13 protein-coding genes and 2 pseudogenes are annotated in these 14667 nt (G+C 70.1%); 7 read left to right on the forward strand and 8 right to left on the reverse strand.

The features are described from left to right. The 3 genes and pseudogenes from ACP4J0_RS07475 to ACP4J0_RS07485 form a co-directional block, all read left to right on the forward strand. Positions 1-780: enoyl-CoA hydratase/isomerase family protein (locus ACP4J0_RS07475; RefSeq protein ID WP_426597823.1), on the forward strand; the 780-nt coding region annotated here is incomplete at its 5' end. Between the two features lie 197 nt (positions 781-977). Beyond that, positions 978-1631 (forward strand): annotated as a pseudogene (locus tag ACP4J0_RS07480) (transposase family protein); the annotation flags it as partial. Between the two features lie 145 nt (positions 1632-1776). Then, positions 1777-2025 carry a transposase gene (locus ACP4J0_RS07485; RefSeq protein WP_426597824.1) on the forward strand — a complete coding sequence of 83 codons (249 nt, stop codon included), beginning with the start codon at positions 1777-1779 and terminating at the stop codon, positions 2023-2025. A 266-nt stretch (positions 2026-2291) separates the two neighbouring features. On the opposite strand, the gene ACP4J0_RS07490 is transcribed toward ACP4J0_RS07485, so the two are convergent. From ACP4J0_RS07490 to ACP4J0_RS07510, 5 genes are all read right to left on the reverse strand, one after another. Then, entirely contained in the window at positions 2292-3932 is a 1641-nt protein-coding gene (locus tag ACP4J0_RS07490; RefSeq protein ID WP_426597825.1) for an FAD-dependent monooxygenase, read from the reverse strand. 176 nt (positions 3933-4108) lie between these two features. After that, a complete protein-coding gene (locus ACP4J0_RS07495) occupies positions 4109-5005 on the reverse strand; it encodes an amino acid ABC transporter permease (RefSeq protein WP_426597826.1) in 897 nt (298 codons plus the stop codon). After that, positions 5002-5667: an amino acid ABC transporter permease gene (locus ACP4J0_RS07500; protein WP_426521780.1), complete on the reverse strand. Its 666-nt coding sequence runs from the start codon at positions 5665-5667 to the stop codon at positions 5002-5004. The genes ACP4J0_RS07495 and ACP4J0_RS07500 overlap by 4 nt, the downstream gene beginning before the upstream one ends. Positions 5668-5751: 84 nt before the next feature. Next, positions 5752-6591 (reverse strand): glutamate ABC transporter substrate-binding protein, encoded by an 840-nt coding sequence (locus tag ACP4J0_RS07505; RefSeq protein ID WP_426597827.1) that lies wholly within the window; start codon positions 6589-6591, stop codon positions 5752-5754. A gap of 138 nt (positions 6592-6729) precedes the next feature. Next, positions 6730-7506: an amino acid ABC transporter ATP-binding protein gene (locus ACP4J0_RS07510; RefSeq protein ID WP_426521782.1), complete on the reverse strand. Its 777-nt coding sequence runs from the start codon at positions 7504-7506 to the stop codon at positions 6730-6732. 288 nt (positions 7507-7794) lie between these two features. Between ACP4J0_RS07510 and ACP4J0_RS07515 the strand changes: the two genes are divergently transcribed. Together ACP4J0_RS07515 and ACP4J0_RS07520 are read left to right on the forward strand one after the other, a co-directional pair. Beyond that, positions 7795-8481 carry a response regulator transcription factor gene (locus ACP4J0_RS07515; RefSeq protein ID WP_426597828.1) on the forward strand — a complete coding sequence of 229 codons (687 nt, stop codon included), beginning with the start codon at positions 7795-7797 and terminating at the stop codon, positions 8479-8481. Positions 8482-8490: 9 nt separating this feature from the next. After that, the gene (locus ACP4J0_RS07520; RefSeq protein WP_426597829.1) at positions 8491-9993 is read left to right on the forward strand and encodes a HAMP domain-containing sensor histidine kinase; all 1503 of its coding nucleotides are present in this window, start codon (positions 8491-8493) and stop codon (positions 9991-9993) included. Here the strand turns inward: ACP4J0_RS07520 and ACP4J0_RS07525 are convergent. Further along, positions 9972-10967, reverse strand: a complete 996-nt coding sequence (locus tag ACP4J0_RS07525) for a TAXI family TRAP transporter solute-binding subunit (protein WP_426597830.1) — start codon at positions 10965-10967, stop codon at positions 9972-9974. The genes ACP4J0_RS07520 and ACP4J0_RS07525 overlap by 22 nt on opposite strands. Positions 10968-11075: 108 nt before the next feature. On the opposite strand from ACP4J0_RS07525, the gene ACP4J0_RS07530 reads away from it, so the two are divergent. After that, the gene (locus tag ACP4J0_RS07530; RefSeq protein ID WP_426597831.1) at positions 11076-11504 is read left to right on the forward strand and encodes a MazG nucleotide pyrophosphohydrolase domain-containing protein; all 429 of its coding nucleotides are present in this window, start codon (positions 11076-11078) and stop codon (positions 11502-11504) included. A 259-nt stretch (positions 11505-11763) separates the two neighbouring features. Here ACP4J0_RS07530 and ACP4J0_RS07535 read toward each other — a convergent pair whose 3' ends face one another. Then, a complete protein-coding gene (locus tag ACP4J0_RS07535; protein ID WP_426597832.1) occupies positions 11764-13014 on the reverse strand; it encodes a cation:proton antiporter in 1251 nt (416 codons plus the stop codon). A 4-nt stretch (positions 13015-13018) separates the two neighbouring features. Next, positions 13019-13504, reverse strand: a complete 486-nt coding sequence (locus ACP4J0_RS07540; RefSeq protein WP_426521788.1) for a cation:proton antiporter regulatory subunit — start codon at positions 13502-13504, stop codon at positions 13019-13021. Between the two features lie 102 nt (positions 13505-13606). On the opposite strand from ACP4J0_RS07540, the pseudogene ACP4J0_RS07545 reads away from it, so the two are divergent. Next, positions 13607-14650: pseudogene (locus tag ACP4J0_RS07545) on the forward strand (sensor histidine kinase); the annotation flags it as partial. Positions 14651-14667: the final 17 nt, after the last annotated feature.

A 14667-nucleotide genomic window follows, 5' to 3' on the forward strand; every position in this document is an offset into this window, starting at 1 on the left:
GTCGCGCACGTCACGATCGACAACCCGCCGGTCAACGTCCTCAGCGTCGCAGTCATGACCGATGTGCGGCGCCTGCTCACCACGCTGGCCGGCGTCGACACCGTACGCGTGATCGTGTTCGACAGCGCGGACCCGGACTTCTTCCTCGCCCACGTCGACATGACCGCCACCCCGGACGCCCTCGCCGGACTCATGGCCGACCTGCCGGACGGCGTCAACGTCTTCCAGGCCGTCGGGGAGCAGCTACGCCGCCAGCCACAGGTGACCATCGTCAAGCTCGCAGGCAAGGCGCGCGGCGGCGGAGCCGAGTTCGTCGTGGCCGCGGACATGGCGTTCGCGGCGATCGGCAAGGCCGGGCTCGGCCAGATCGAAGCCCTCATGGGCATCGTCCCCGGCGGCGGCGCCACGCAGTACCTCACCGAGCGCGTCGGCCGTAACCGTGCCTTGGAGATCGTGCTCGGCGCCGACCTGATGGACGCCGAGACCGCCGAGCGGTACGGCTGGGTCAACCGAGCCGTCCCCGCCGACCAGCTCGACGAATTCGTCGACCGCCTCGCCGGTAACATCGCCGCGCTGCCCGACGACGTCGTCGCGGCAGCCAAGCGCACCATCGCCCTCCACGATCATTCTGACGGCCTGGCACAGGAGAACGACGCCTGGGCCGGGCTCGTATTCCGCCCCGCCACAGCACAGCTCATGAGCGCCGGGCTGGCCAACGGCGCCCAGACCCGGGACGGCGAACAGGACCTCGAGGGTCTGTTCCGCAATCTCGCCGGGTAGCTGAATGAGCGCCTGTGACAAGTCGAATGCCTTGCTGGTGACAACCAGACTGCTTCGATTGCTCCGCTTTCGCCAGCTCACGTGGCTCCGCAGGTGACGACTTGTGGGCTTCGGCTCAGAGGCCCCGGGGGTGAGCATGAAGAAAGCTCCTGGTAGACGGGTTCACGACCAAGATCACCAGTCCGCCAGGAGCTCTCGTGCTTGTCTACCCGTCCGCCATCGATCTGTCCAGCCGCACCCTGCAGCGTCTCGCCGGTCTCCTCGCGAGTCACCGGCGTCGGATCGGCTCCCGCTGGCGTCGCCTCACCTGCGGCCAGCAGGCCCTGCCCGTCCTGGCGCACCTGCGCTGCGGCGATACATACGCCCGCCTCGCGGCAGGATTCCGCATCGGGATCGCGACGGTCTACCGCTACATACGCGAGGCCGTCGACCTCCTGGCCCTGCTCGCTCCGACGCTGGAGCAGGCCATGCACACGGTCCGCAGAAAGGCGTACGTGATCCTCGACGGCACGCTCCTGCCGACCGACCGCATCACCGCCGACCGCCCGTACTACTTGGGGAAGAAGAAGCATCACGGCATGAACGTGCAGGTTCTCGCCGACCCGGCCGGACGTCTGATCTGGGCATCGGACGCGCTCCCGGGAGCCACGCACGACCTGACCGCGGCCCGGACCCACGACATCCCGGCCACTCTGGCCGCCGACGACATCAAGTGCTGGGCGGACAAGGCGTACCAGGGCGCGAGCCCCACCATCCGCGTTCCGTTCCGCGGCAGAAACCTGCGCGGCTGGCGCCAGCGTCACAACCGGGACCACGCCAGGATCCGCAGCCTCGGCGAACGTGCCATGGCGATGCGGGGAAAGGTGTCAGCGGGTCAGATGGGACTCATGAGAGGAGCCCAGACGATGCCTGCTCCGAGAAAGTATCCGCTGGAGTTGCGTGAGCGTGCGGTGCGGATGTACCGCGCTTCCGAGCCCGAAGCCTGTGATCCGCCGCATGGCCGAGGAGCTCGGCGTGCATCATGAGGCCCTGCGCGGGTGGATCCGTCAGGCCGAGGCGGACGCCGGCGAGCGCGGCGACCTGCTCACCACCGAGGAGAAGGAAGAGCTCGCCCGGCTGCGACGCGAGGCTCACGGTCCCGTCCCGCTACCAACGCCGCCCCTGTCTGCAACCGCAGGGCCTCCTGCACCGACGGCGACAGATGTCGCGCTTCCCTCCACGAGATCGCTCACAAACCACCGTTAAGGCGAATCTTGCATTTGCTTGAGTACGTTGACGGACTCTGTTGTCGGATCGAGACCTTGGCCAGCGTGTCGCTTGCCTGAGGTTCCCTCGTTGCTCGAGAGATGCTGATCAGCTGGTCAGGGCGAGTTGCTGGGGTTTTGGTTCGTTCGTTCGGCCGCTGCCTGCTCGGCATAGTGCTGCTCCTCGAACTCGACGGGCTGAAATAGCCGAGCCGTTTCTGGATGCGCCGACTCGACGTACACCCCTCAAGATTGGGACGACAGCTACTAAAAGATGGTCCATTCAGCGTGCCGGGTCCCGATCGGGTCCCGACCCTGCCTTCCTTCCTCAGCAGCCGAATCCGATGCTCGGCCCATCGTCGACTCTGTTGCTGCGTAGAGAGCGGCCGGGTGGACCCCGCCTAGCGCCACAACCAGATGGCCGTCGGGTCGCACCAATAGCACGGTGTGGGCAGCAGCGCCCGGGTAACTCTCGGCGACCAGCAGCTCGGCGTGGTGGGGCAGCGCCGTCACCGCCGCCGCCAGCCGGGGCATGATCCCGGCGGTCACCCAGTGCTTGCGGTCCCAGACACCCGTACCCGGCGCGATCAGCAGCACCAGCAGTGCCCCGCGCCCGAGCCGGTCGCGCAGCCGTACGAACGTGCCGTCCTCCGCCGTGACCCGCACGTCGGTGACGGGCGCCCCGGGCGGTGTGCCGACGGGCACCTCCCCGGCGAGCTGCCCGGGCGCGAGCGGCGAGTCGGCGTAGGCCCCGGACGCACCCAGCGCTCCACGCCCCAGGTGACCGTCCGCGAGCAGCGCGTCGTTGCCGCGGGACGAGCCGGGGACGTAGGAACGCAGGCCCCCGCCGCCCCGCAGCAGCGGCAGTACCTGGTCGGCGGCGCGCAACCGTGCGGCGATCGCCGTGCGCCGCTCCTGCTCGTAGCTGTCGAGCAGGGCCTCGCGCGGCCCGTGATGCCAGGCCAGGGCAAGTTTCCAGGCGAGGTTGTCGGCGTCCAGCAGCCCCTCCTCGAGCCCCTGCGTGCCCAGCGCGCCCAGCAGATGGGCCGCGTCCCCGGCGAGGAGCACGCGGCCCACCCGCCAGCGGCGGGCCAGCCGGTGGTGGACGGTGTGGACTCCGGTGTCGAGGAGTTCGTACGACGGGGGCGACCCGCCGGCCCAGCCGGTGAGGGTCTCGCGGACCCGGTTGACCAGCAGTTCGGGCGTGACCAGGTCCTTGCCGGGGGGCAGCAGCCAGTCCAGGCGCCACACGCCGTCCGGCAGGGGGCGGCCGACGATCTCGCCCGCCGACGGACCCGACGTACGCCACGGCGGCATCCGGTGGAGCAACGCCTCGTCGGTCCACGGGAGTTCCGTGCGCAGTGCGGCAACGGCGTATCGTTCCACCGCCGTACGGCCGGGGAAGCGGATGTCCTGGAGCTTGCGGACGGTCGAGCGGGGGCCGTCGCAGCCGACCAGGTAACTGCCGCGCCACCAGGTGCCGCTGGGGCCGCGGGTGTGGGCCGTGACGCCGGAGGTCTCCTGTTCGATGCCGTCCAGGCGGCTGCCGGCCGCGATCCTGACGAGCGGCTCGTGGGAGAGCGCCGTGCGCAGGACGCCGGTCAGCTCGTGCTGGGCGATGTGCAGCGGCGCCGGGTCGGTCTCGCCGAAACCGACCTCGCGCGTCACCTGCTTGCGCCGCATCGACCGCCATCCGGCCCAACGGACCCCCGGTCCCGTCAGCGGTGTGCCGGTCAGCCGCTCGACGAGGGCGACGGCGTCCTCGCGCAGGACGACGGTGCGTGCCGGACGCGGTTCGTCCTTGCCGGGCCCCTCGTCGAGGACGACACAGGGCACCTCCTGCCGCGCCAGCGCCAGGGCGAGCGTGAGCCCGACGGGCCCCGCTCCGGCGATGATCACCGGATCCACGGTGCGGTGCCCCCTGCCCGTGGCGGTGTCCCGGGGGACGCAGGTGAACAGGACGTTGGAGCAGGGTGCACGGTCACAGAACGTATGCAACCTATTGCCGCCGCCTGCGTCAAGCGACGGAGGCAGTGGCGATCACGCCACTGCCTCCGTCGATGGTCGTACGAGGTGACCGAGTGTCAAGCGTTTCCGGCGGCGCCGGTCGCGTCGGATCCGGCGACGCCGGCGTCGCCGGCCTTGAGTACCGCACCGGTCGACTTCTTGGCCCGCCGCAGCCGGCGCTCCAGCCAACTCGCGAAACTGGTGAGGAGGAAGTTGAGCGCGATGAAGAGGACGGCGACCACGGTGAAGCTGGCGATCACATTGGCACCGTAGTAGCCGCTCATCGTGTTGGCCGACGCGAGCAGCTCGGGGAAGGTGAGGACCGCACCGCCGAGCGCGGTGTCCTTCAGGATCACGACGAGCTGGCTGACGATGGCCGGCAGCATCGTGGTGACCGCCTGCGGCAGAAGGATGGTCCGCATCAGCTGGCCCTTGCGCAGGCCGATCGCCAGCGCCGCCTCGGACTGCCCCTTGGGCAGGGCGAGAATGCCCGCCCGGACGATCTCCGCGAGGACGGAGGCGTTGTAGAGCACCAGGCCCGTGACCACCGCGTACAGCGGACGGTCGTCCGAGCTGACGTTGGTGTACTCGGCGAAGAGCGCAAGGCCGAAGATCATCAGGACCAGCACGGGGATGGACCGGAAGAACTCGACCACGATCGCGGCCGGCACTCGTACCCACACGTGGTCCGAGAGCCGGGCGATGCCGAGGACCGCGCCGAGCGGCAGCGCGATGATCATCGCGAGGGCAGCCGCCTTCAGCGTGTTCTCCAGGCCCGGCCAGATGTAGGTGGACCACGCCTCGGAGCCGGAGAAGAACGGCTCCCACAGGGCCCACTCCAGCTGGCCCTTGTCCTTGAGTGTGCCGAACACCCACCACAGCAGGGCCGCGAGGGCGACCAGGAAGACGACCGTGAGGACGACGTTACGCCGCTTGGCCCGGGGGCCTGGGGCGTCGTAGAGAACGGAACTCATCGCTTCACCGCCACCTTCTTGCCCACCCAGCCGAGAATCAGGCCGGTCGGCAGCGTCAGAACCACGAAACCGAAGGCGATGACCGCGGAAATCAACAGCAGTTGTGCCTCATTCTCGATCATCTCCTTCATCAGGAGCGCCGCCTCGGCGACACCGATGGCCGCCGCCACCGTCGTGTTCTTGATGAGCGCGATCAACACGTTCGCCAAGGGGACGACGGAAGAGCGGAACGCTTGGGGCAGCACGACGTGCCCCAGCACCTGACCGAAACTGAGCCCGATCGCCCGGGCCGCCTCCGCCTGCCCGACCGGCACTGTGTTGATGCCGGAGCGCAGCGCCTCGCACACGAAGGACGAGCTGTAGAGGATCAGGCCGAGGACGGCGAGGCGGAAGTTGATCGTCTCGACGTCGTTCGCGCCGAGGGACACTCCCAGCGTCTGGTTGAGGCCCAGCGAGGTGAACAGGATGATCACGGTCAGCGGGATGTTCCGTACGATGTTCACGTACGCGGTCCCGAAGCCGCGCATCAACGGCACCGGTCCGACCCGCATGGCGGCCAGTATGGTGCCCCAGATCAGGGAGCCGACGGCCGAGAGTACAGCGAGCTGCACTGTCGTCCAGAAGGCCTCCAGCAGGTCGTAATCCTGAAGAAAGTCGAACACGATCTCCCGCGCTTCCGCGTGTAGGGATGCCCGCCCCGGTGCGCCGCCTTTTCCGGAGGACGGCGCACCCTGTCAGGCCCGGCCTCAGCTCTTGACGTCGCCGATCTTCGGCGCCGGCTCGTTCTTGTAGTTGGCCGGGCCGAAGTTGTCCTTCACGGCCTTCTCCCAGGCACCGTCGGCGAACATGGCCTCGAGCGCGTCGTTGATCTTGGCCTTGAGGTCGCTGCCCTTCTTGACGCCGATGCCGTAGTTCTCGTTGGTCATCTTGAAGCCGGCGAGCTTGAACTTGCCCTTGAACTGGGACTGCGCGGCGTAACCCGCGAGGATCGAGTCGTCGGTGGTCAGCGCGTCGATGGCGCCGTTCTGCAGACCGGGCAGACAGGCCGAGTAGGTCGGGTACGGCTGCAGCTGCGCCTTGGGCGCCAGCTTGTCCTTGACGTTCTGCGCCGACGTCGAGCCGGTGACCGAGCAGAGCTTCGCGTCGTTCAGGTCCTCCGGCGACTTGATCTCGTCGTCGTCGGCGCGGATCAGCACGTCCTGGTGGGCCAGCAGGTAGGGGCCGGCGAAGTCGACCTTCTCCTCGCGCTTGGGAGTGATCGAGTACGTCGCGGCGATGAAGTCGACGTCGCCGCGCTGCAGCATGGTCTCGCGGTCGGCGCTCTTCGACTCCTTCCACTCGATCTGGTCCTCGGTGTAGCCGAGCTTCTTGGCGACGTACGTGGCGACGTCCACGTCGAAGCCCTCGTAACCGTCCGGGGTCTTCTGGCCGAGGCCCGGCTGGTCGAACTTGATACCGATGGTGATCTTCTTGTCGCCGCCACCGGACGAGCCGCTGTCGTCTCCGTCGTCGGAGCCGCACGCGGTGGCGGTCAGGGCGAGGGCGAACACGGCGGCCGAGGCGGCGGTGACCTTGCGGAGCTTCATGGTGAACATCCTTTGGCTGTGATCGAGCTGTGATCGAACTGCGATCGGACGATCAGAGGGATCAAGTGATCGGATGCGGCCGACGGGGGTGGGCCGCCAGGGCGGGCGGCGCAGTACGCCGGGGCCGCGCCGGGAGCGTCAGTGGTGCAGGATCTTCGACAGGAAGTCCTTGGCGCGGTCACTGCGCGGGTTGCTGAAGAACTGGTCCGGCGTGGCCTCTTCGACGATGCGGCCGTCCGCCATGAACACCACGCGGTTGGCCGCCGACCGGGCGAAGCCCATCTCGTGCGTGACCACGATCATGGTCATGCCTTCGCGGGCGAGCTGCTGCATGACCTCCAGCACCTCGTTGATCATCTCGGGGTCGAGAGCCGACGTCGGCTCGTCGAACAGCATGACCTTCGGGTCCATGGCCAGCGCCCGCGCGATGGCGACGCGCTGCTGCTGACCGCCGGAGAGCTGCGCGGGGTACTTGTCCGCCTGGGCGCTCACGCCGACGCGGTCGAGCAGGGCGCGGGCCTTCTCCTCGGCCGTCTTGGCGTCGGCCTTGCGGACCTTGATCTGGCCCAGGGTGACGTTCTCGAGCACGGTCTTGTGCGCGAAGAGATTGAAGGACTGGAAAACCATGCCGACGTCGGCCCGAAGCCTGGCGAGCTCCTTGCCCTCCGCGGGCAGCGGCATGCCGTCGATCGCGATCGATCCTGAGTCGATGGTCTCCAGGCGGTTGATGGTGCGGCACAGGGTGGACTTACCGGACCCGGAGGGCCCGATGACCACGACAACCTCGCCGCGGGTGATCGTCAGGTCGATGTCCTGGAGCACGTGCAACGCGCCGAAGTGCTTGTTGACACTCTTCAGGACGACCAGTTCGCCGGTCGCGGCCACATCTTCCTTGGCCACCGATACTTTGGTCATCGCTCTCGGGCTCCGTCCTCCTCGGTTTCGGAGGACAGTAGTAACGCCGAACGACCTGCGTCTCTACATCTGAGGGGAATCTGAGCATCACGATCCGATAGCAATCGGACACGAGTCGTAGCACTTGTGAGCAGGGTGCATATCGGCCGGATAACTTCGAGCGGCCGCAACCGGAACCCTCTTGACGCCGTCCCCCTCCATCGGCGTCACTGCACAAGGCGCACGCGTGCGTGCATGCGTCTTTCTACCCACGTCAGGCGTACGGCCGATGAACCGAAGGAGGCCCGGATGAGACTGCTGCTCGTCGAGGACGACAACCACGTAGCCGCCGCCCTGTCCGCGATCCTCGCGCGGCACGGCTTCGACGTCACCCACGCGCGCAACGGCGAGGAAGCGCTCCAGGCACTCGTCCCCGAAGGCGACTGCTTCGGCGTCGTCCTGCTCGACCTCGGCCTGCCCGACCAGGACGGCTACGAGGTCTGCGGCAAGATCCGCAAGCGTACGAGCACTCCGGTCATCATGGTCACCGCCCGCGCGGACGTCCGCTCCCGCATCCACGGCCTCAACCTCGGCGCCGACGACTACGTGGTCAAGCCGTACGACACCGGCGAACTGCTCGCCCGCATCCACGCCGTCAGCCGGCGCACCGCCCACGAGGACGCCCCGGGGACCGCCCAGGCCGTGGTCCGCCTCGGAGCGGTGCACATCGAACTGTCGACGCGGCAGGTCAGCGTGGACGGTTCGGTCGTCCAGCTCACCCGCAAGGAGTTCGACCTCCTCGCCCTGCTCGCGCAGCGCCCCGGAGTGGTCTTCCGCCGGGAGCAGATCATCAGCGAGGTCTGGCGCACCAGCTGGGAGGGGACCGGGCGCACGCTGGAGGTGCACGTCGCCTCCCTGCGCGCCAAGCTGCGCATGCCCGCGCTCATCGAGACCGTCCGCGGCGTCGGCTACCGCCTCGTCGCCCCCACCGGATAGCGGGGCCGGGTGAGCACACGTCTGCTCCCGCTGCTCATCGTCCTGATGGCGGCCGTACTGCTCGCACTCGGCGTTCCGCTCGGCGTCAGCGTCGCCCGCGCGGAACAGCAGAAGGTCGTCATCGACCGCATAGACGACACGGCGCGCTTCGCCGCGCTCGCCCAGTTCGTCACCGAGGACGTGCCGGGCGGCTCGCGCCGGACGACCACGGACGAACGCCTGGAGACCCTGCAGACCGAACTCATCAGCTACTACGAGGTCTACGGCATCAAGGCGGGCGTCTTCTACCGCAACCACATCCCGATGGCCAACGCGCCCACGACCTGGTTCCTGCCCCAGGCCGGCGAGGTGCGCGACTCCTTCGACGAGGCGCTGCTCAGCCGCCGCAGCCACGACCCGCAGCAGGTGTGGCCCTGGGAGGACGGCCGGCTCGTCGTCGCCTCGCCGGTCATCCGGGACGGGGACGTGGTCGCGGTCGTCGTCACCGACTCGCCCACCGACTCGATGCGGTCGCGGACCCTGCGCGGCTGGCTGGTCATCGGCGCCGGAGAGATCGCCGCGATGCTGCTCGCCGTCGGCGCCGCGCTCCGGCTGACGGGCTGGGTGCTCAGACCCGTACGCGTCCTGGACGCCACGACCCACGACATCGCCACCGGACGGCTCAAGTCCCGGGTCGCGCCGGCCGGGGGACCGCCGGAGCTCAGACGCCTGGCCCGGTCCTTCAACGAGATGGCGGACCACGTGGAGGACGTGCTGGAGCAACAGCGCGCCTTCGTCGCCGACGCCTCGCACCAGCTGCGCAACCCCCTCGCGGCACTGCTGCTGCGCATCGAACTGCTCGCCCTGGAGCTCCCCGAGGGCAACGAGGAGATCGCCTCCGTCCAGACCGAGGGCAAACGCCTGGCCCGGGTCCTGGACGACCTGCTCGACCTGGCGCTGGCCGAGCACAGCCAGGCCGACCTGAAGGTCACCGACATCGGCGCGCTGGCCGCCGAACGGCTGGCGGCCTGGTCCCCGACGGCCGACGCCAAGGGCGTACGGCTGGTGGGGGACTGCCCGCCGACCACGGGCTGGGCCGACCCCGTGACGCTGTCCAGCGCCCTGGACGCGGTCATCGACAACGCGCTGAAGTTCACGCCGGTCGACGAGACCGTCCGGGTCACGGTGGCGTCCACCGGCAACGCCGCGACCGTCGTCGTCACCGACAACGGCCCCGGGCTGACCGACGAGGAACTCGCGCGCGTGGGTGACCGCTTCTGGCGCAGCGGCCGGCACCAGAACATCAAGGGCTCCGGCCTCGGCCTGTCCATCTGCCGGGCACTGCTCGCGGCGGGCGACGGCTCGATCTCCTTCGGTCACCACGAGCCGCACGGCCTCGAGGTGACGGTCACGGTGCCGAGGTCGGGGCCGGGGTCGGAGCCGGGGCCGGGCGTGCCGAAGGAGCCGGGTGCGCGGAAGGGGCCGGGCATGCGGAAGGGGCCGGAGCAGCCCTACGGCTTCACCGACCGGTAGTAGCGCCGGGCGCCCTCGTGCAGCTCCAGCGGGGCGGTGTAGATCGCGGTACGCAGGTCCACCAGCTGCGCGGAGTGCACGGTCGCCCCGATGCCGTCGCGGCTGTCGAGCACCGTCCTGGTCAGCCACTCGGTGAGCCGCGGATCCATGTCCGCGCGCGTCACCAGCAGGTTGGACACCGCCATCGTGGGCACCACCGCACCGTTCTGCACGGTGGGGTAGGCCGACTCCGGCATGTTGGTGGTGCGGTAGTAGCGGGTCGCGCCGCCGGATTCGTGCAGTTCGGTGACGAGGTCCTCACCGATCGGTACGAACCGGAAGGCGGAGGTCTCCGCGATCTGCCTGAGTCCGTCCGTCGGCACCCCGCCCGACCAGAAGAACGCGTCGAGCTCGTCGCCCAGCCGCCCGGGGCCGGTGTCGATCCCGTCCGCCCGGGGCGTGATGTCCTCCTCCGGGTCGATGCCCACGGCCTTCAGCAGCCGGGTGGCGATCAGCCGTACGCCCGAGTTCGGCAGCCCGATGGCCACTCGCTTGCCGCGCAGGTCGGCGACGGACTGGATGTCCGAGTCGCCCGGCACCACGAGCTGTACGTAGTCGTCGTAGAGACGGGTGACACCGCGCAGTTCCTCGGCGCCGGGACGGCCGTCGATCTTGTACGTCTCCACCGCGTCGGCCGCGGCGATCGTGAAGTCGGCCTCGCCGGACGCCACCCGCTCGACGTTCTCCTGCGAGCCCGCGCTGGTCGTCAGCCGCACCTTCAGACCCGGCATGTCCTTGCGCAGCTCGGTGCGCAGCAGCTCGCCGTACTTCTGGTAGACCCCCGCGCGGGTGCCCGTGCTGAAGGTGATCGTGCCGTCCGGCGGCTCCTCGCCCAGCGGCAGCAGCCACCACAGGAGCAGCCCGAGGGCGACGGCACCGGCGACGGCGCCCCGGACGGCCCGGCGCCTGCCGACACGGGAGAGCAGCGAGGACATGGACGCGATCCTGCCAGTCCGCAAACCCACTGACCAGGGCCGAGCTCACACGGCGACCGTTCGGGCGCGCGGGACCGGTTGTCGGTGGCGCTCGCTACAGTCGTCGACATGAGCTCCTCGCCCGCCGGCCTGGTCCGCGCCTTCCACCTCGCCTTCGGGCTGGACGTACGCACCACTCCGACCGAGGTCTCGCCCGGTCTGGCCGCCCACAGAGCCGAGCTGCTCGCCGAGGAGGCCGCGGAGGTCGCCGAGGTGTCGGTGGCCGGCCCGCTCGACCGGCTCGCGCACGAACTGGCCGACGTGGTCTACGTCGCGTACGGCACGGCTCTCGTCCACGGCATCGACCTCGACGCGGTGATCGCCGAGGTCCACCGTTCCAACATGACCAAGCTGGGCCCCGACGGCCGGGCCGGCCGCCGAGCCGACGGCAAGGTCCTCAAGGGCGAGCACTACGAGGCTCCGGACGTCCCGGGCGTACTGCGCCGGCAGGGGTGGGCACCGGGGACGCCGGAGACACCGGAGACACCTGGCGTCTGACAGGGGCGCGCGGGGCGGTCCGGGGGCCGCGACGTCGTCCCGCGGCCTGCCATGTCGGTACGGCGTCACGTCGTACGGCGGGACAGGGGCGGCGCATCGACGTGGTGGCCGGCCCGCACCGCGCGCCTCCAGGGTGCCCGCCGTGTCGACGTCGCAGTGCGACGACCCCGGCACCTGATGTACCGGGGTCGTGCGGGGTCCGGCGCCTGGGTACCGGGATCGTGTCGGGTCCGGCGCCGAACGCCGGGCCGTGGCGGGGTCAGTCGCCCACCGACGCCTCCGCCCCCGCCGTGCGAGGCGCCCCGCCGGTCCCACCGACTCCGTCGGCAGGGCCGGCGGGGCGGTCGGGATTGTCGCGGCGGCGGAAGAGACGGCTCGCCAGTGGCTCGGTGAAGCGGGCGGTGAGGGGGCCGAGGATGACCAGGATGAGGACGTAGGCCGTGGCCAGCGGGCCCAGGGACGGTTCGATGCCGGCCGAGACAGCGAGGCCCGCGATGACGATCGAGAACTCGCCGCGGGCCACCAACGCACCGCCCGTGCGCCAGCGGCCCTTGACGGAGATCCCCGCCCGCCGCGCCGCCCAGTACCCGGTGGCGATCTTCGTCACGGCGGTGAGCAGCGCCAGCGCGAGCGCGGGCAGCAGGACCGGGGGAATGCTGGCCGGATCGGTGTGCAGTCCGAAGAAGACGAAGAAGACCGCGGCGAACAGGTCCCGCAGCGGGCTCAGCAACGTGTGCGCGCCCTCCGCGACCTCCCCGGACAGCGCGATTCCCACGAGGAACGCACCCACCGCGGCCGACACCTGGAGCTGCTGCGCGACACCGGCGACCAGGATCGTCAGACCCAGCACCACCAGCAGCAGTTTCTCCGGGTCGTCACTGGAGACGAACCTCGAGATCAGGCGGCCGTAGCGCACCGCCACGAACAGCACCAGTCCCGCCGCGGCCAGCGCGACCGCCAGCGTGATGCTCCCGGTCATCAGCCCGGCACCGGCGACCAGGGCCGTGACGATCGGCAGGTACACCGCCATCGCCAGGTCTTCCAGGACCAGCACACTCAGGATCACCGGGGTCTCCCGGTTGCCGACGCGGCCGAGATCGCCGAGCACCTTGGCGATGACACCGGACGACGAGATCCACGTCACCCCGGCCAGTACGACGGCGGCCACCGGGCCCCAGCCCAGCAGCAGTGCGGCCACCGCGCCCGGCACCGCGTTGAACGCGCAGTCGACGAGGCCGGCCGGATAGTGGGACTTGAGGTTGGTGACCAGGTCACCGGCCGTGTACTCGAGGCCCAGCATCAGCAGCAGGAGGATGACGCCGATCTCGGCGCCGATGGCGACGAACTCCTCGCTCGCGCCCAGCGGCAGCAGCCCGCCCTCGCCGAACGCCAGACCGGCCAGCAGATACAGCGGGATCGGGGAGAGACGGTACCGGCCGGCGAACCGGCCGAGCAGCCCGAGCCCCAGGATGATGGAGCCGAACTCGATCAGCAGAACCGCGGAGTGCACCGGCTCACTCCTGCCCGAGTATCGTCGCGGCCGCGTCGACGCCCTCGCGGGTGCCGATGACGATCAGTGTGTCACCACCCACCAGACGGAAGTCCGGCGCCGGCGACGGAATGGCCTCGGCCCGCCGCAGCACCGCGACGATCGACGCGCCGGTCTCGGTCCGCATGCACGTCTCGCCCAGCAGCCGGCCGTTCCAGCGGGACGTCGCGGCCACCTCGATACGCTCGGCGACCAGCCCCAGATCCGTGGTGTAGAGCAGGTTCGCGCTGTGGTGGGACGGCTTCAGCGCGTCGATCAGCGCGCCCGCCTCCGATGCGGCCAGGCGGAGCGAGTGCGCGCAGGAATCGGGGTCGTCGGCCCGGTACACGTTCACCGTCCGGGCGCCGTCGCGGTGTGCCACCACCGACAGATGGCGGTGTTCGCGGGTCACCAGGTCGTACTGGACCCCGATACCCGGCAGCGGCGTCGCCCTCAGGCGTGGAGCTGACACGAGCTTTCCCCTCATTCGTCCTGCATCTCTTGCTTCGCTTCGTGCACGTACGTGACGTGCTCGCGACCTCGCCATGCTGTCATCCACACGTACGGTGGCGATATGGGTGTCGTGACGGATATACGCGGCCGGGTTCGAGCGGCGAAGGTGGTTGCGGCGGTGTCGTGCACGAAGGCCGGGAGGAGCGGGAAGAGGACCGTGTCGCTGTTCTGGCGGATCTTCCTGCTCAACGCCGCGGGCCTGGTCGTCGCCACCGCACTGCTGCTGGGACCGGTCACCGTGTCGACGCCCGTTCTGGCCGGCGAGGCGCTGGTACTGCTGGCCGGCCTCGCGGCGCTGCTGGCCGGCAACGCGGTCGTCCTGCGCGTAGGACTCACCCCGCTGCACCGGCTCGGCCGGGCCATGGCCACCGCCGACCTGCTGGTGCCCGGGGCCCGCCCCGCGGTCGCCGGGCCCGCCGAGGCGGCCCAGCTGATCGCGACGTACAACACGATGCTGGACCGGCTCCAGGCAGAGCGCGCCGCGGGCGCCGGCCGCGCGCTGCAGGCCCAGGAACGCGAACGCCACCGCATCGCCCGTGAACTCCACGACGAGGTGGGCCAGACCCTCACCGCCGTCCTCCTCCAGCTCAAGCGCGTCGCCGACCGGGTGCCCGGGGAACTGCGCGAGGAGGTGTCCCTGGCGCAGGAGGCCACCCGGGCCGGTCTCGACGAGATCCGCCGCATCGCCCGCCGCCTGCGTCCCGGCGTCCTGGAGGAGCTCGGCCTCGCCAGTGCCCTGCGCTCGCTCGCCACCGAGTTCACCCACCACGGGCTGACCGTCCACCACCATGTCCCCGGCGACCTGCCCCCGCTCGGCCCGGAGGCGGAACTCGTGATCTACCGGGTCGCTCAGGAGGGCCTGACCAACACCGCCCGCCACGCCGCCGGCGACCGCGCGGAGCTCAGCCTCCGCCCACTGCCCGGCGGCGTCGAACTGCTCGTACGCGACAACGGCACCGGCCTCGGAGAGGCCCCCGAGGGCGCCGGTATCCGCGGGATGCGCGAACGGGCCCTGCTGATAGGAGCCGAGATCCACTTCGAACCCGCCCCCGGACGGGGCACCGACGTACGCCTGCGTGTCCCGGTCCCGCGGGGGGACCGAACCGGAAACCGAGCCGAGGG

The sequence above is a fragment of the Streptomyces sp. WG7 genome (assembly GCF_049975785.1).
Taxonomy (GTDB): domain Bacteria; phylum Actinomycetota; class Actinomycetes; order Streptomycetales; family Streptomycetaceae; genus Streptomyces.